Origin of the sequence: Quyinboa sediminis, assembly GCF_042219855.1 — a bacterium.
In the GTDB taxonomy this organism is placed as follows: Bacteria; Bacteroidota; Bacteroidia; order Bacteroidales; family UBA5342; genus JBHJHP01.
Genome location: NZ_JBHJHP010000004.1, coordinates 476,855 through 492,361 on the forward strand (window position 1 = coordinate 476,855; position 15,507 = coordinate 492,361).

Annotated in this window: 13 protein-coding genes; 7 read left to right on the forward strand and 6 right to left on the reverse strand. The window is 39.9% G+C overall.

What is annotated here, in order from left to right:
• Positions 1-28 precede the first annotated feature (28 nt).
• Together ACE1EF_RS12385 and ACE1EF_RS12390 are read left to right on the forward strand one after the other, a co-directional pair.
• The gene (locus ACE1EF_RS12385; protein WP_375720984.1) at positions 29-3,079 is read left to right on the forward strand and encodes a LamG-like jellyroll fold domain-containing protein; all 3,051 of its coding nucleotides are present in this window, start codon (positions 29-31) and stop codon (positions 3,077-3,079) included.
• Between the two features lie 178 nt (positions 3,080-3,257).
• Positions 3,258-3,845 (forward strand): YqgE/AlgH family protein, encoded by a 588-nt coding sequence (locus ACE1EF_RS12390; protein WP_375720985.1) that lies wholly within the window; start codon positions 3,258-3,260, stop codon positions 3,843-3,845.
• On the opposite strand, the gene ACE1EF_RS12395 is transcribed toward ACE1EF_RS12390, so the two are convergent.
• The 3 genes from ACE1EF_RS12395 to ACE1EF_RS12405 all read right to left on the reverse strand — a co-directional run bounded on the left by ACE1EF_RS12395 (position 3,842) and on the right by ACE1EF_RS12405 (position 7,982).
• Positions 3,842-5,290, reverse strand: coding sequence for an aminoacyl-histidine dipeptidase (locus ACE1EF_RS12395; RefSeq protein ID WP_375720986.1), 1,449 nt, complete (start codon positions 5,288-5,290; stop codon positions 3,842-3,844). The genes ACE1EF_RS12390 and ACE1EF_RS12395 overlap by 4 nt on opposite strands.
• A gap of 63 nt (positions 5,291-5,353) precedes the next feature.
• Complete coding sequence (locus ACE1EF_RS12400) at positions 5,354-6,430, reverse strand: DUF4831 family protein (RefSeq protein WP_375720987.1); 1,077 nt, start codon at positions 6,428-6,430, stop codon at positions 5,354-5,356.
• A gap of 25 nt (positions 6,431-6,455) precedes the next feature.
• Positions 6,456-7,982 carry an NAD(P)H-hydrate dehydratase gene (locus ACE1EF_RS12405; RefSeq protein WP_375720988.1) on the reverse strand — a complete coding sequence of 509 codons (1,527 nt, stop codon included), beginning with the start codon at positions 7,980-7,982 and terminating at the stop codon, positions 6,456-6,458.
• Positions 7,983-8,112: 130 nt separating this feature from the next.
• Here ACE1EF_RS12405 and ACE1EF_RS12410 point away from each other — a divergent pair, with 130 nt between their 5' ends.
• Together ACE1EF_RS12410 and ACE1EF_RS12415 are read left to right on the forward strand one after the other, a co-directional pair.
• The gene (locus ACE1EF_RS12410) at positions 8,113-9,492 is read left to right on the forward strand and encodes a lactate utilization protein B (RefSeq protein ID WP_375720989.1); all 1,380 of its coding nucleotides are present in this window, start codon (positions 8,113-8,115) and stop codon (positions 9,490-9,492) included.
• A gap of 278 nt (positions 9,493-9,770) precedes the next feature.
• Positions 9,771-9,998: a hypothetical protein gene (locus ACE1EF_RS12415; RefSeq protein ID WP_375720990.1), complete on the forward strand. Its 228-nt coding sequence runs from the start codon at positions 9,771-9,773 to the stop codon at positions 9,996-9,998.
• Positions 9,999-10,095: 97 nt separating this feature from the next.
• Here the strand turns inward: ACE1EF_RS12415 and ACE1EF_RS12420 are convergent, their stop codons facing one another.
• Positions 10,096-10,557: a tetratricopeptide repeat protein gene (locus tag ACE1EF_RS12420; RefSeq protein ID WP_375720991.1), complete on the reverse strand. Its 462-nt coding sequence runs from the start codon at positions 10,555-10,557 to the stop codon at positions 10,096-10,098.
• A 228-nt stretch (positions 10,558-10,785) separates the two neighbouring features.
• Between ACE1EF_RS12420 and tdh the strand changes: the two genes are divergently transcribed.
• The 3 genes from tdh to upp all read left to right on the forward strand — a co-directional run bounded on the left by tdh (position 10,786) and on the right by upp (position 13,811).
• Positions 10,786-11,820, forward strand: coding sequence for an L-threonine 3-dehydrogenase (gene tdh / locus ACE1EF_RS12425; RefSeq protein ID WP_473774493.1), 1,035 nt, complete (start codon positions 10,786-10,788; stop codon positions 11,818-11,820).
• Between the two features lie 11 nt (positions 11,821-11,831).
• A complete protein-coding gene (gene kbl / locus ACE1EF_RS12430; RefSeq protein ID WP_375720992.1) occupies positions 11,832-13,022 on the forward strand; it encodes a glycine C-acetyltransferase in 1,191 nt (396 codons plus the stop codon).
• Between the two features lie 135 nt (positions 13,023-13,157).
• On the forward strand, positions 13,158-13,811 hold the full coding sequence (gene upp / locus ACE1EF_RS12435) for a uracil phosphoribosyltransferase (RefSeq protein ID WP_375720993.1): 654 nt from the start codon (positions 13,158-13,160) through the stop codon (positions 13,809-13,811).
• 83 nt (positions 13,812-13,894) lie between these two features.
• Here upp and ACE1EF_RS12440 read toward each other — a convergent pair whose 3' ends face one another.
• On the reverse strand, positions 13,895-14,479 hold the full coding sequence (locus ACE1EF_RS12440) for an exosortase/archaeosortase family protein (protein WP_375720994.1): 585 nt from the start codon (positions 14,477-14,479) through the stop codon (positions 13,895-13,897).
• Entirely contained in the window at positions 14,479-15,501 is a 1,023-nt protein-coding gene (gene tsaD, locus ACE1EF_RS12445; protein WP_375720995.1) for a tRNA (adenosine(37)-N6)-threonylcarbamoyltransferase complex transferase subunit TsaD, read from the reverse strand. The genes ACE1EF_RS12440 and tsaD overlap by 1 nt, the downstream gene beginning before the upstream one ends.
• Between the last annotated feature and the right edge of the window lie 6 nt (positions 15,502-15,507).

Consider the following 15,507-nt stretch of genomic DNA (forward strand, 5'->3'; position numbering starts at 1 on the left):
ATTAATTATTTATCAAAACATTTTATTTATGAAACAATACGTATACACTTTGAAATTTCTTCGAAGTTTGAGTTTAGCAGTAGCATTCATGTTGGGTAATTACATGTTTGCTCAGACGCTTGAGGATGGACTGAAAGTACACTATACTTTCGAGTCAGCCGCAGATGGTGTGGTACCCGATGCCTCTGGTAACAGCAACGATGGTATATTGAATAATGATGCCACCGTAGGAGTGTCAGAGGATGGAAGAAATGTTCTGGTCCTTAACCAGGATTCAGGTTATGTAGAGATTGATCCGGCTTACGGATCTGATTTTTCAAGCTATTCTGATTTTACAGTTGCTACCTGGGTTTATCTTGATGAGCAGGGTTATAACGCCCGCTTACTTGACATCGGTACAGGTCGTTACAACAATGCCGCATTTACGCCATGGTTTTATGGCAACCAGGTTTGTCAGTTGAAAATCAGAAATGAAGATATTCCTGATGCAGACGTGATCGCTGCGAATTCTGCAGTTCCCGTAAATGAATGGACACATGTAGTGTTTACCCTGCAGGGTACAACAGGTACCATTTATATGAACGGTGTTGCTGTTGGAGAAAATACGAGTGTGACTGTTAACCCCTCAACCATGGGAATCGATGTAGCAAATTTTACAGCATGGATCGGAAAATCGCAGTGGGTTGGAAACGGCGATTCATTTTTAAAAGGTGAACTGTCTGATTTCAGAATTTACAACAGGGCCTTATCTCAATCTGAGATCTTAAATCTTGCCGGACTTCCTGAAGAGTTGACCACTGCATTTGATAATCTGAGTCCTGAAGGACTGGATGAGGTGACTTCAAACCTTACTTTGCCGGAAACCGATGGAAATGTTTCAATTAAGTGGTCGTCTTCTGATACCACAATCATTGATAGCGTTGGTAATGTAACCCGTCCGGAAAAATTTGATATTACTGTAATCCTTACTGCAACCCTTACTATGGAAAGTAATGGTAAAACGTATACAATGACCAGGAAATTTGATGCCTATGTTCTGGCTCTTACTCAGGCAGAAGATCTGGTTGCTCAGTGGGATTTTGCAGAAGAAGATATTGACTTTAGTAACCCGGATGCCATAACCGTAAGTGATGTTTCTGAAAACGGCTTTACCGGAACACTATACAATGATGCCAAGATCAGGACCATTGGGAATACAAATCAGTATAATGTGCTGGATCTTGGCAATGGTACCGGCTATTTTGATATGGGAACAGACATAGGAAAGGATATTTACCAGCTTGGAGACTACACAATTTCAGCATACTACCTGGTTGAAGAAGAAAATACCGATATTGGTTCAAACGGTAACTTTATCTGGTGTATTTCAAATACTGATGATATTGACGCTGATAGAAACGGAGCGATGATTGAACGTTTAACAGATCACCGGTTCTCTATTACTCCAACCATTTACGGTGGTGACCAGCAGTCTGTAAATCCCGGTGTTAATCCTGCCTCTACAGACGGTTGGAAAGGTGTTTGGCATCACGTACTTTACGTTCAGAACGGTTCAGTTGGTACCGTATATATCGATGGCGATGTCGCTGCAACCGGTACAGTAACAAATCTTCCATCAACATCACTTAAAAAAGCCGGTATGGAAGGTACTTTATTTAACTGGATCGGACGTTCCTGCTATACTGCAGATGTATATCTTAAAAATACACTGGTTTATGATTTCAGATTGTATGGTAAAGCTCTTTCTGAAGGTGAGATTCAGTTGTCATCACCATTTGGAATAGGACTGGACGTTTACAGTGTTCTGGATGAACTGAATGCAGCTTATGCTGAGAATAAAGATGCAAGCTATCCTGCGGAACTTGATGCTGAGTATGATAACCTGGATCTGGGTGACCTGAGTAATCTTACAACAGATCTCACGCTTCCTTCTCAGGGAGAACTGGATAATTCCATTTCCATCACCTGGTCTTCAGCCCCCGGATTAATTAGTCCTGAAGGTGTTGTGACACGTCCTGATTATCTGGATACAGATGTTAAACTAACCGCTGTATTATCGAAACGGGGATATAAACTTACCAAAGAGTTTACCGCTACAATTCCGGCAAATGCCGCAACAAAATACACATCCGATCTTCTGATCCATTTTAATTTTGATGATGAAAATGTAAATGGTTCAACCGTTACTGATCTTTCAGAACAACATTTTGAAGGTACCATGATGCATGGAGCTGATAACCGCATTCTGAGCGATGGTTCAACCGGATATGGTGTTTTGAATCTTATGGGTGATTCATCTTATTTTGATATGGGCGATGAGGTTGGTAAAGTGATTTATGCACTGAAAGATGGTTTCTCAATCAGCCTGTATTATCTTATAGAAACAGCGAAAACCAATTTAAGCGATAATGGCAATTTCCTGTATACATTTTCTAACAGCGATTCATCAGCCGCTTACAGGAATGGGTATATGTTCGGACGTGCAAGTTATAACACCTATGCAATATCTCCTTACCGCTGGGATAATGGACAGGTGGGCACTGCAGGAGGTGACCTGGTAACATCCGCAGAATGGCATCATTATGTCTATGTACAGGATGATACCTTAGGCTATATTTACCAGGATGGTGTTGCCATTGATACAGCAACAATAAAGCAGTTCCCGAATACAACCATTCCAAAAGCCGGAATGACCGGGACTACCGCTAACTTCCTTGGCCGTTCAAATTTTGAAGGTGATTCATACCTTGCTCAGGCCATGTTGTATGACTTCCAGTTGTTCAATAAGAAGCTGACTCCTGCAGATATTGATGCCATGAATAATGTTACAGAGGATCTTTATACTGCTTATCTCATCTCTTTACCCGTAAAAGATGTAAAAGTGGAAGAAACTTACAGGGTTGATACATCCATTCCGGGAAGCATACGGATTTATGATCTGAAAGGAGATGAAAGTGTATCGGTTTACAACCTTACTGGTCGTAAGGTAACTGTTAAGAATGTTCAGAATATACCGGTTGACAGAGGAATTTACATTGTAAAAGTGAACGACTCGGTTAAGAAGGTATTGGTGAAATAAAATGCGTAGATAATAGAATTAGGTTAGTAGGCTGTTCCGCATGCGGAACAGCCTTTTTTATGTATTATAAGTTTGGATACTGGTAAAAATGACGGTAAAAAAAGCCGGGAGTCGGGCTGGAAAAATATGTTTTGTTTTATTCAATAAATTCTATATCTTGTAATTAAGATTCAGGATTGTGAAATTAGACATAGACATATTCAAAATTAAACAGAATAATGTAAAGCCTAAAAAGGGAAGAGTACTGATCTCGGAACCCTTTTTGCAAGGCTATTATTTTTCACGTTCTATCGTACTTTTGACTGAGCATGACGCTGAGGGAAGTATGGGGCTTGTTTTGAATAAACCCCTTGATTTAAAGATCGGATCGGTACTGAAAGACGTTTCTTTTTCTGATACCAAACTGATTTGTGGCGGTCCTGTAAGTCCTGATAAGCTGTTTTATATCCATAGTTTTAAAAATGTTCCGGGAGCATCAGAATTGGTTAAGGGACTCTTCTTTGGAGGAAATTTTGAATACATAAAGGATTTACTTGCTATAAACCCGTTACTTATTGAGGATATCCGTTTCTTTATAGGTTATGCAGGGTGGTCACCCGGGCAGTTGGCCGATGAATTAAAAGAATCATCCTGGCTTGTTACAGCACTGTCTGCGGAGCGCATATTACATGCCCCGATTGATAGATTATGGAGAAGTACAGTTGAATCACTTGGGGAAGATTATGCCCGGTGGACAAACTTCCCCAGTAATCCTGAAATGAATTAGGCTTTTTCAAGCGTCAGGACTAACCATTTCCAGAATTCATTTACTGTTTTAATGTTTACCTTCTCATCAGGTGAGTGAGGAAAACGAATGGTAGGACCAAAGGAAATCATATCCATGTCAGGATATTTTGATCCTATAATACCGCATTCCAGACCTGCATGAATAGCTTTAACAGCTGGCGTTTTGCCCCAGTTGTCTTCATATATCTTTTTCATCGTACCTAAAATACCGGATGTGGGATTCGGGTTCCATCCCGGATAATTGCCGTCCCTGATTATTTTGCAGCCAGCCAGTAATAAAACACTTTCAATTTCTGATACCAGAGCCTGCTTTCTGGATTCAGAGAAACTCCGTGCCAGATTCAATATTTCTATCTTTTCAGCATCCGATTTTACAATGGCCAGGTTATTCGATGTTTCAACCGTGCCGGGCATATCAGCACTCATATGATGCACACCGTTTGGACAAGCGGTAATGGCATGAATTAAATCATCCTGAACCATGGCGTGCATCACATATTCCGCTGATTCTGCAGATGCATTAATTTCTGTCTTTACATCCGGTTCGGTCGCTGAATATTCTTTCTGAATAACTGATCCGAATGTACTTATGGCTTTTTTGATCTTTGCAAGCTGTTCGTCAGGAATTGTGATGGTCGCAAAAGCTTCTCTGGGAATGGCATTTCGAAGGCTTCCTCCATTGACAGAAACCAATCTGACACCAAATTCTGATACCAGTTTTTTTAATAGCCTGAACAGAATTTTATTGGCATTCCCGCGTTCAAGGTTGATATCCAGTCCTGAATGTCCCCCTTTCAATCCGGTTACAGCAATATCATGTGTTGAATGGTTTTCCGGAACCTCTTCTGTCAACAGTTGAAGAATACCGGTGACATTTATACCACCCGCACAGCCTACAAAAAGCTCACCTTCATCTTCTGAATCAAGATTAAGTAAGATGTCTCCCTGTAACACTCCGGGCTCAAGACCAAATGCGCCTTCCATGCCCGCTTCTTCATTTATGGTAAATAAAGCTTCAAGGGGACCATGTTTAATATCTTCAGATTCAAGAACTGCCAGTGAGGCAGCGACACCGATGCCATTGTCAGAACCAAGGGTTGTATCCTTTGCGGTGACCCAGTCGCCGTCAATAAACACATCCAGGGGATCAGTAACGAAATCGTGTTTAATGTGTGTGTTCTTTTGGGGCACAATATCCAGATGGCTTTGAAGGGTAAGGGTTTTATGCTTTTCAAATCCTTCAGAAGCTGCTTTTCTGATTATTACATTTCCTGTTTTATCCACGGAATAATCCAGTTGAAGAGACTTCGCAAATTCAATAACATACTCCCTTGCTTTTTCTTCATGATGCGAAGGTCGTGGAATTTGTGTCAGGTTATAAAAATGCTTCCATAGAACCCTTGGGTCCAACTCGTTAATTTTCATGTTTGTATGTTTTTTAGTCGTGTGTTTTGCATTTTAAAAGGGTACAACAAGGAAGCTGTCGCTTTATTTTCTGTCAATGGACTTTAAGGCTCCTGTGTTATTGTAAAAGCTTACAGAAACTCCGGGTATTGTACAGAGGGATGCCGGCAAGCTAAGTACCGTTCCTAATTGTGCAATATCTTTCCCTGTGCTGAATATAACGTTTGTGCCATCTGAAATTTTTACTGTTGCATTAACAGGAACTCTGTAGAACAGACCATGATTTGTGTTTTTGCCTATCGTATCGTTCACTGAAATATGATCTGACTTTACCTGTACTGTGAGGTAATATGGACTTCCACTCAGATCAGTTTTATCAACCAGACCTTTAAACTGTGAAAACCTGAATAACAAAGATTTTGTGATTTCCGATTCAGGAAGATAGTCAACTGAAAATGTTACTTCTTCCTTTGCTTCCTTTCCTAAAAACAGAGCCAGAAATTCCTTTTCCATCCGGTCCATCTCTTTTAAGCTTATGGATAATGCGTTACCATCGGAAGGGAAGTAGTTAAGTTCACCTGAAACCAGTGAGGCTCTGTTATCCCGTATTCTGTAAATGAAGTTGGCCGCTTCTTCAGCCATTTTTGCCGTAGAGTTCACCACAAGTTGATCCTCAAGATATGGCGTGTATTTAAACGATGTATCAAGGGGTTCATTTTCTTTCATTACAATTTCTTCTTCCCTTTCAATCGTTACAGGTTCTGTGTTATAGCCTGCGATGCAACCGTTGGAAGTCAGGCGCAAAGGAGGAACAAATCCTTTGCCTGAATAGGTAATCTGAAAATACTGATCCGGATCAGGTTCACTGACGGTTACCAGTTCAATATCTTTTATTCTGTAAGTCATTTCATCTTTCAGAATCACATCCTTTATTCCCATAAAACGTTCAGAGTACCTGTACAACGGACCCGTTTTTCTGATGGTTTTTTCAGCTGTGATTTTAAACCTGAGGAGCGTTTGAGGTAAAGCATAGATAAGTGCACTGTCTCTGCTGACCTCACTAAGACCCAGATGTGAAACCGTAACTGTATTCTCTGGTTCAACCGGCAGGTTTTTATTGGTGTCACAACCAGTAATAAAGCTTATTAAGATTATAATCAAGCTTAAAATTTTAAATTTCCTCATTTTAAAAATAGTTTTCTTTTGCGGACCCGATTACATTTTCATGAATAACGGTTCCGATTCCATTGATAATATCCGATGCTGTTAAGGCTTCCATTCCCTGATTCTGAATAAAGGTATCTGCCGATTTTCCGTGCAGCCATACAGCTATCTGTGCTGCTTCGTATGCATTGTAACCCTGGGCAAGAAATGAAAGTATCATACCTGTCAGTACATCTCCACTACCTCCGGTAGCCATGCCGGGATTACCCGTAGTATTAAAACAGCACTCACCATCCGGATTGGTAATGGCAGTATGAGCTCCCTTTAACACAATAATGCAATTATATTTTTTTGACAGTTCCATCTGTTTCTGCATGCGTTCAAATCCATCATTGAAGGAACCAAACAGTCTTGCAAATTCTCCCGGATGGGGTGTCAGGACGGTATTGACTGGTAGTTTTTCCAGCAATTCGTTGTTTTGTGCCAGAATGTTCAGTCCATCAGCATCAATAACCAGTGAGCCCTCAAACTTAGACAGCAATTCCTTTAATAACAAAACCGTATTTGGTTTGGTTCCGATTCCGGGACCTATTCCAATGGCATTATATGCTGATAGGTCAGGCAAACCGGTAATAAGGTATTCTGACAGATCAACACAGGCCATGGCTTCAGGAACGGCTGTCTGAAAAATATGGTATCCGCATTTGGGAATATGTGAGGTCAGCAAACCGACGCCACTTTTCAGGCAGGCCTTTGAGGCCAGAACAGCAGCCCCCATTTTCCCGTAACTTCCGGCCAGTAACAAGGCATGACCATAGGTTCCCTTGTGTGAAAATTTCTTTCTTCTTTTTAGAATTTGTGAGGCTAATTTTTTGTCTATAAGCTTGTAAGGCGAAGGTGTTTTGTCCATTCCCTCTTTTAACAACCCAATATCTTCTATAATGACATGTCCGGTATATTGTTCATTTTCTGCAAATAGATAGGCCATTTTGGGAACCTGGAACGATATGGTGTAATGCGCCCTGATAACCAAGTCCGGATCATTATCGGAGTTGGCTTCACAGAAAAGCCCGGAAGGCACATCAACTGAAATTACAGTGCAGTTTTGTTGGTTAATATGCTGAATAACTTTTCCAAACGTTCCTTCAGCTTTTCTTGACAATCCTGAGCCAAATATGGCATCAATAACAACCTTATTTTCGAGATCCGGGAGTTTAGTTGTATTGATAATCTCCGGTTGTGATCCTATTGAGATCAGTCTGTCGTAGTTTATTTTACAGTCCGGTGATAATTTATCAGCTTTTGTAAAGAGATAAATCAATACAGTATAATCGTCATTGGTGAGCAGCCGGGCCAGGGCAAGTCCGTCACCGCCATTATTTCCAGGCCCTGCAAAAACGGCAATTTCAGTATCCTGCCTGTAAAGTTTTTTTATGACCCGGAATAATTTGCCCGAAGCCCTTTCCATAAGATCGATTGAGCTTATGGGTTCGTTATCTATCGTGTATTTGTCTAAGCTACGTATTTGATCGGCTGTGAATAATTTCATGCAGAACTTTTTACTATAAACAAAATTAGTCGAAAAAAGTGAGCCTTCAAAGGATAAATAATAAGACTGTACTCGTCTATTGTGTGACGATTGTATTTAAAATCTTACTTTTGTTTCAACGGTTGATGATATGAGTAAACGATATAAACAGTTTCTGAAAGATGCGGATGCGAAAAGTTTTGATGCAAAACACCGCAAAACATTGTCATTCAATATCAACAGGTATGATGGTGCAGTAAAGCGTGGACTGGATAATTATGCCGATCTGGAACTGGCGAGAACCCGTGCGGCCTGGATAAAGCGGCATATGCTGAATAACTGGGCAGATTACCTGGTTCAGTTCGAAAAAAATGCGCAGGATAACGGAGCTGAAGTAAAATGGGCAAAGGATAAAACGGAGGCAATGCGGCTTGTAAAGCAGGTGCTTGAAGAGGAGCAGGCAAAGCTCATTGTAAAGGGAAAATCCATGATAACCGAGGAGCTACATTTTAATGAAACTGTTGAAACCTGGGGATTTGAAGCTGTTGAAACAGATCTGGGAGAGTTTATTGTTCAGGTTGCTGGGGAAAAGCCGTATCATATTCTGACTCCCGCCATGCATAAGTCCAAAGAAGATGTGGCAGAACTGTTTCATGAGAAATTTAATACCGATGAGAAATCCACACCAGAGGAACTGACCGGATTCGTAAGAGATGTCCTGCGGAAGAAGTTTGTTCAGGCCGATATTGGTATCACAGGGGCTAATTTCCTGGTGGCAGATACCGGAAGCGTTTGCCTGACAGAAAATGAGGGAAATATACTGTTGTCTGCCTCTATGCCGGATACGCATATCGTACTGGCTGGTATTGAAAAAGTGATTCCTGAGCTGGAGCATTTAAATATCATGTGGCCCTTACTGGCTCATAAAGGGACAGGACAAAAGGTGACAGCTTACAATTCCATATTTTCCGGGCCTGCCAGATCTGGTGAAGGTGTTGGGCCAAAACGGATGGTCATTATTCTGCTGGATAACGGTAGAACCGCTGTTTTTGAATCTGATGAGCAGAAAGAAGCACTGGCCTGTATCCGCTGTGGTGCCTGTCTTAATGCCTGTCCGGTTTACCGACTCGTGGGCGGCTATACCTATGATACAACATATACCGGACCCATCGGAGCCATTATCTCGCCATTTATGAATGGTTTTGAAGGCGATAAACATTTAAGCCATGCCTGTTCTTTATGTGAAAAGTGTGGCGAGGTTTGTCCGGTAAAAATCCCACTGCCCAAATTATTATTATCCAACCGACGGGATGGGGTTGAAAGAGGGTTTGTTGAAACCGGTGAAAAAATTGCCATGAGTGGTTTGAAAATGGTGTTGAACGACCGTAAAAAAATGGATTTGCTTAATGGATCAATGAAAAACCTGGGAGGTAAGTTTGTAGGTAAACCTCTTTGGGGACCTCATCGTGATATGCCTGAATTTAAACAGCAATCGTTCTCCAAACAATGGAAGAAAAAGAAGAAGGAGTGATTAGCATTAAAAAACTTCTAAAATTATTTTACTTGTATTACTTTTAGAACAAAAGTATCACAGTTTAATTCTCTCATAAAATGCCAAATTCTTAATTTCCTGTTAAGCATTTTAATTACCATGCGAAAGCAAAATATACATAAAATATAGACGGATACAGAATAGCACTTCGGTGAACCAAATAGTACTAGGGCTAGTCCTTCATTGTAACCCTTTTCACAAAAATCTCGTGTTAAGCATATAAATACATAAAAAGGATAATACTTAATGTACAATATATGATGGTAACAATTAAAGCTTTAAAATACACATTTCCATTATTATCAAAACGTTCTATAATGGTATTAAACCGTTTTTTCCTAACAAAATATAATCCATTGAGTAATAGTATAATTAAATATCCAATAAACGCATCAATACTTAATTTCCCAAATAACTTTGGGAGCGAAAATAAAAGCCAAAAAGAGGAAACATTTAGTAATTCAAAAGCCGATAATAAAAAATAATATCAGTTTTAGGTTTTACGTAAACTGAACCATATTTTTTTTGATAAATATGAAACAAATTCATACAAAATGTAATAAACCATTGACATAGTAAACCTTAATGAACTGAATAAATTTTAGAACTTTTTAGATACTCAATTTCATTTTTCGCTTTTTTATAATCTGGATTAATTAGTAACGTTTTCTTGAAATAGTAGATTGCTATACTATCATTGTAAATAGCTGCAAAATTACATCCGATATTAAAATAAGCATCATCAACTCTGTAACCCATCTCCGCGGATTTAAGAAAATCTTGAGTTGATTTTGTAAATTCAGATAATTGATTAAAGCAATATCCCCTCCTATAATAATATATCGCTTGAGTTGAATCGATCATTATTAATTCATTATATAGCGTTAGTGCTTTTTTAATGTTATCAACTTCATAATAATTATCAGCTTCTATTATAAGTGAGCTTCTATCTTTATCAGCTCGTTTCTCAGAATTTTTATCTGGTTGCAGTTTACACGAAAAAATGACAAAAGTAATGATTATAAAAATTAGTGATTTGGTCATATTATTGACTTTGTGTTGATTTAGATATGTAAACTTTCTAGTTCAAATGTAGATAAAAGAATTTGCCTCGCCAATAACTGATGTTTTTGTGATAGTCCTCCCTGGTTTTTACATGAATTTGTTAGAATTTCTTAAAAAGGTCAACCCTCTGAATTTAATTATGACAAAACCCATTGTTTCTTTATGTGAATTCGTAGAAATTTAAGTTCGGTTTTAAATTAGATTTTTATGGCAAAAATGAAGACTATCGTTAAAGCAAAGCCCGAAAAAGGACTGTGGATGGAAGATGTTCCGCTGCCTGAAGTCGGGCATAACGATGTATTGATAAAAATTAAAAAAACAGCGGTCTGTGGTACGGATCTGCATATATACCGTTGGGATGAATGGGCCCAAAAGACGATTAAACCACCTTTGGTTATTGGTCACGAGTATGTTGGAACTGTGGCAGCGATGGGATCAGAGGTAACCGGTTTAAGAATCGGGGACAGGGTTACTGGTGAAGGACACATTGCCTGCGGAATTTGCAGAAACTGCCGCCGTGGACGTCAGCATATCTGTGAGAAAACAATCGGGATTGGAGTGAATACAAATGGTGCTTTTGCTGAATATGTGGTTGTACCATCCTCCAATGTTTTAAAGATCAATAAAGTGATTCCCGATGAAATTGTGAGTATCATGGACCCGTTGGGCAATGCAACGCATACCACCCTGAGTTTTCCGATAATCGGTGAAGATGTACTGGTAACCGGAGCCGGCTTAATCGGCAGCATGTGTATTGCCATTGCCCGCTTTGCCGGCGCCCGCTATGTAGTTGCTACAGAAACCAATCCCTACCGGATTGAGCTGGCAAAAAAGATGGGTGCCAATAAGGTAATTAATCCTTTAACCGAAAATCTGGATGATGTGGTTAAAGAATTTCAGATCAGGGGATTCGATATCGGCCTGGAATGCTCCGGATCACCCGATGCCTTTAACGACATGGTGGCACATATGTATAACAGTGGTAAAATTTCCATGCTTGGCATTCCGCCATCACATACTTATGTGGACTGGGATAAAATTATTTTTAAGGGCATTACAATTAAAGGCATTTACGGTAGGGAGATGTTTGAAACCTGGTATCACATGGAGCAGATGCTGATGTCTGGTCTTGATATGTCACCCATGATAACACACCGGTTGAGAGCCGATGAATTCGAAAAAGCCTTTGAGATCATGAATGAAGGAAATTGCGGGAAAATAATTCTGGATTGGGAACAATAAAAAATAAGCTTATGTACGATAATTTCAAATCACATTTACTAACACAACTTGATGAGATAAGGGAAGCCGGATTATATAAAAGTGAACGGATTATCACGTCCCCTCAGGGAGCAGTGATAAAGACTGCTGATGGAAAGGAGGTGTTAAATTTCTGTGCCAATAACTACCTGGGTCTGTCAAATAATAACAGGCTGATCAGTGCGGCAAAGGCAACATTTGATTCGCATGGCTATGGTATGTCATCCGTTCGGTTTATTTGTGGAACAACAGATTTACATAAGGACCTGGAGCAGAGAATAGCACGTTTTTTTGGTACCGAAGATACCATCCTTTATGCTGCATGTTTTGACGCCAACGGAGGGGTGTTTGAACCTTTACTCACCGAAGATGATGCCATAATTTCTGATAGTCTGAATCATGCCTCAATCATTGATGGTGTACGGTTGTGCAAGGCTGCCAGGTACCGCTACAGTAATGCGGATATGGTTGATCTGGAAAAACAGTTGAAAGAGGCTCAGTCGGACAGGTTCCGGATTATTGTTACAGATGGTGTATTCAGTATGGACGGAAATGTTTGCCCACTGGATAAAATAGTTGAACTGGCAGGAAAATATAATGCCATGGTTATGGTGGATGAATCACATTCGGCTGGAGTAGTAGGAAAGACAGGACGGGGAGTAACAGAACTTTATAATCTGAAGGGAAAAGTTGAAATTATTACCGGTACGCTTGGAAAAGCTTTTGGGGGTGCAATCGGCGGCTTTACAACCGGTAAAAAAGAGATCATTGAAATGCTGAGGCAAAAATCAAGACCATATCTTTTTTCAAATTCATTGCCCCCAATGGTTGTTGCTGCTGGAATTGAAATGTTCAATATGATGGAGGAGACCAATATTCTTCAGGATAAACTGCATGACAACACGGCTTATTTTATGGGCCAAATGACACAGGCTGGTTTTGATATCAAACCGACAGCATCAGCTATCTGTGCCGTTATGTTATACGATGCAAAGTTATCATCTGAATTTGCCGATCAATTACTTGATGAGGGAATATATGTGATCGGTTTCTCCTATCCGGTTGTCCCAAAGGGACAGGCACGGATTCGGGTGCAGTTGTCTGCTGCGCATGAAAAAGAACATCTGGACAAAGCCATTAAGGCATTTATTAAAACGGGTAAAGCATTAAAAGTAATTTCATAGATTAGTTTTATTCGCCGGGTGAGGATCAGCTTGTTTGAAAAATCACCCGGTGGCTATTTGTTACAGTATAAGAAAAAATCTATTTTCAACTCAATGATTTTTTTGCCATCTTTGGGGGATTTTAAATAAAAAGAAATGCACTTACACGACTTATCAAAACAGAATTCAATCTTAAATAATTTTATTGCTCAGATCAGGGATGTTCAGGTTCAGAAAGATCCACTGAGATTTCGCAGAAATATTGAACGGATCGGTGAACTCATGGCATTTGAAATTAGTAAAACCATGGATTTTGAAGAAACAGATGTGAACACTCCATTGGGTGTGGCTAAAATTCCAATGGTTCAGGATCAGATTGTACTGGGAACAATTTTAAGAGCCGGTTTACCTCTGCATCAGGGCTTTCTGAGTTATTTTGATTATGCTGAAAATTCATTTGTATCTGCATACCGTAAGTACAAAGACAAACTAAGTTTTGAAATAGCTATAGAATATATATCGTCACCGGATATTACCGGTAAAACATTAATTGTTACCGATCCGATGCTGGCAACCGGTTCTTCGCTCGAGTTAGCTTATAATGCTTTAAAAACAAAAGGTGAACCTAAAGTATTGCATCTGGCATGTATTATCGGAAGTCAGGATGGTGTGGATTATATTCAGAAGCATCTGCCGTTTGATAATGTGCATCTTTGGATTGCTGCCATTGATCCTGAATTGAATGATAAATCGTATATCGTTCCGGGATTAGGTGATGCGGGTGATCTGGCATACGGTACAAAATTGTAAAATCAGAATCAAGACACAAGAATCAGGACATAAGACTATATAATGAGGTTGTAGGTTTTATAATATGAAGGAGATGGTTTTTTCTAATTCTTCATCCGTAATTTATTTTTCGTAATTCTTTCCACCCAAAGCCACCAGAAAAAGAATAATCCGCCATAGATCACCAGTCGGAAAATGACTTTATGGGTAAAGTCAAACCATTCCATGTGAAATCGTGTGACCAGGGTAAGGATGACCAGCCTTAAAATATTGATCAGGTACATTCCTGCAACGGAAAGAGGAATGTACCATATTTTTTTTACCCAGCTTCCGCGTGCAAAAAGAATCACAAAAAACATCATCAGATATTGTTTTACACCTGAACAGGCCCAGACTATGGAAATGCCGGGTGAGTTGTCAAAATACAACTGCTGATTATATCTGAAAGTCTCAATGCCAAACACATGGCTCATGATGTAATAGGTAACTCCTGTTAAGTGATTGGAGATAAGAATAAACGGTTTGGAAACATTCAGGGTCAGAAAAGTAATAAGACTATCGTCATCAGAAGCAGTAAATGACAGTTTCCAGATGACATGGATGACCAGCACAATCAACATAAAACGTATGATTTCCCGGTAGGGTTTCAGTAACGGTTTCAAGCGGTCAGTATGTTGTTTAATTTTCATTAATCAATGGTGGTCCTGGAAAATGGAGCAACATCATAAGAAGTGAATTCTCCATTCATATATTTGTAGTACCCCGTTATGGCAACCATGGCTGCATTATCTGTGGTATAGGCGAATTTGGGAATAAACAGGTTCCATCCTGATTTCTTTGCGGTCACCTGCAGAGCTGATCTGAGACCGGAATTTGCCGAAACGCCACCTGCAACCGCTATTTCCCTGACCTGATAGTCTTTAGCTGCTTTTTTTAGTTTTGCCAGCAGAATATCGATAATGGTCTTCTGTAGAGATGCACACAAATCTTCTTTGTTATGCTCAATAAATTCCGGATCTTCTTTAATCTGATCCCGTAAAAAGTAAAGGAAAGAAGTTTTAAGTCCACTAAAGCTGTAATCGTAACCCTTAAGCTTTGGCTTGCTGAACTCAAATTTATCAGGATTGCCTTCTTTGGCAAGCTTGTCGATTACCGGACCACCCGGATAGGGGAGTCCCATAACTTTTGCACATTTATCAAAGGCTTCACCGGCAGCATCATCAATGGTCTGTCCGATAATCTCCATTTTATAGTGGCTGTGAACCAGAATGATCTGTGAGTTACCACCTGATACCAGCAGACAGATAAACGGAAATTCAGGGGCGTTTTTATCCTCCTCATCCTCTTTTATAAAGTGAGCCAGAACATGAGCCTGAAGGTGGTTTATTTCCATCATCGGTACATTCAGGCTGCGTGCAAATCCCTTGGCAAAGGAGGTTCCCACCAGCAGTGAGCCTAAAAGTCCGGGACCCCGGGTGAATGCGATAGCGGTAATGTCCTTTTTGTCGATGTTTGCCTTTTTTATGGCTCCGTCAACCACCGGTATTATGTTTTGCTGATGTGCCCTGCTGGCCAGTTCGGGAACCACACCACCATATTGTTCGTGTACTTTTTGATTGGCGATCTCATTAGAAAGGATAACACCGTCCCTTATTACCGCCGCTGATGTGTCATCGCATGAAGATTCAATGCCTAATATTATTGTACTCATTTTTAC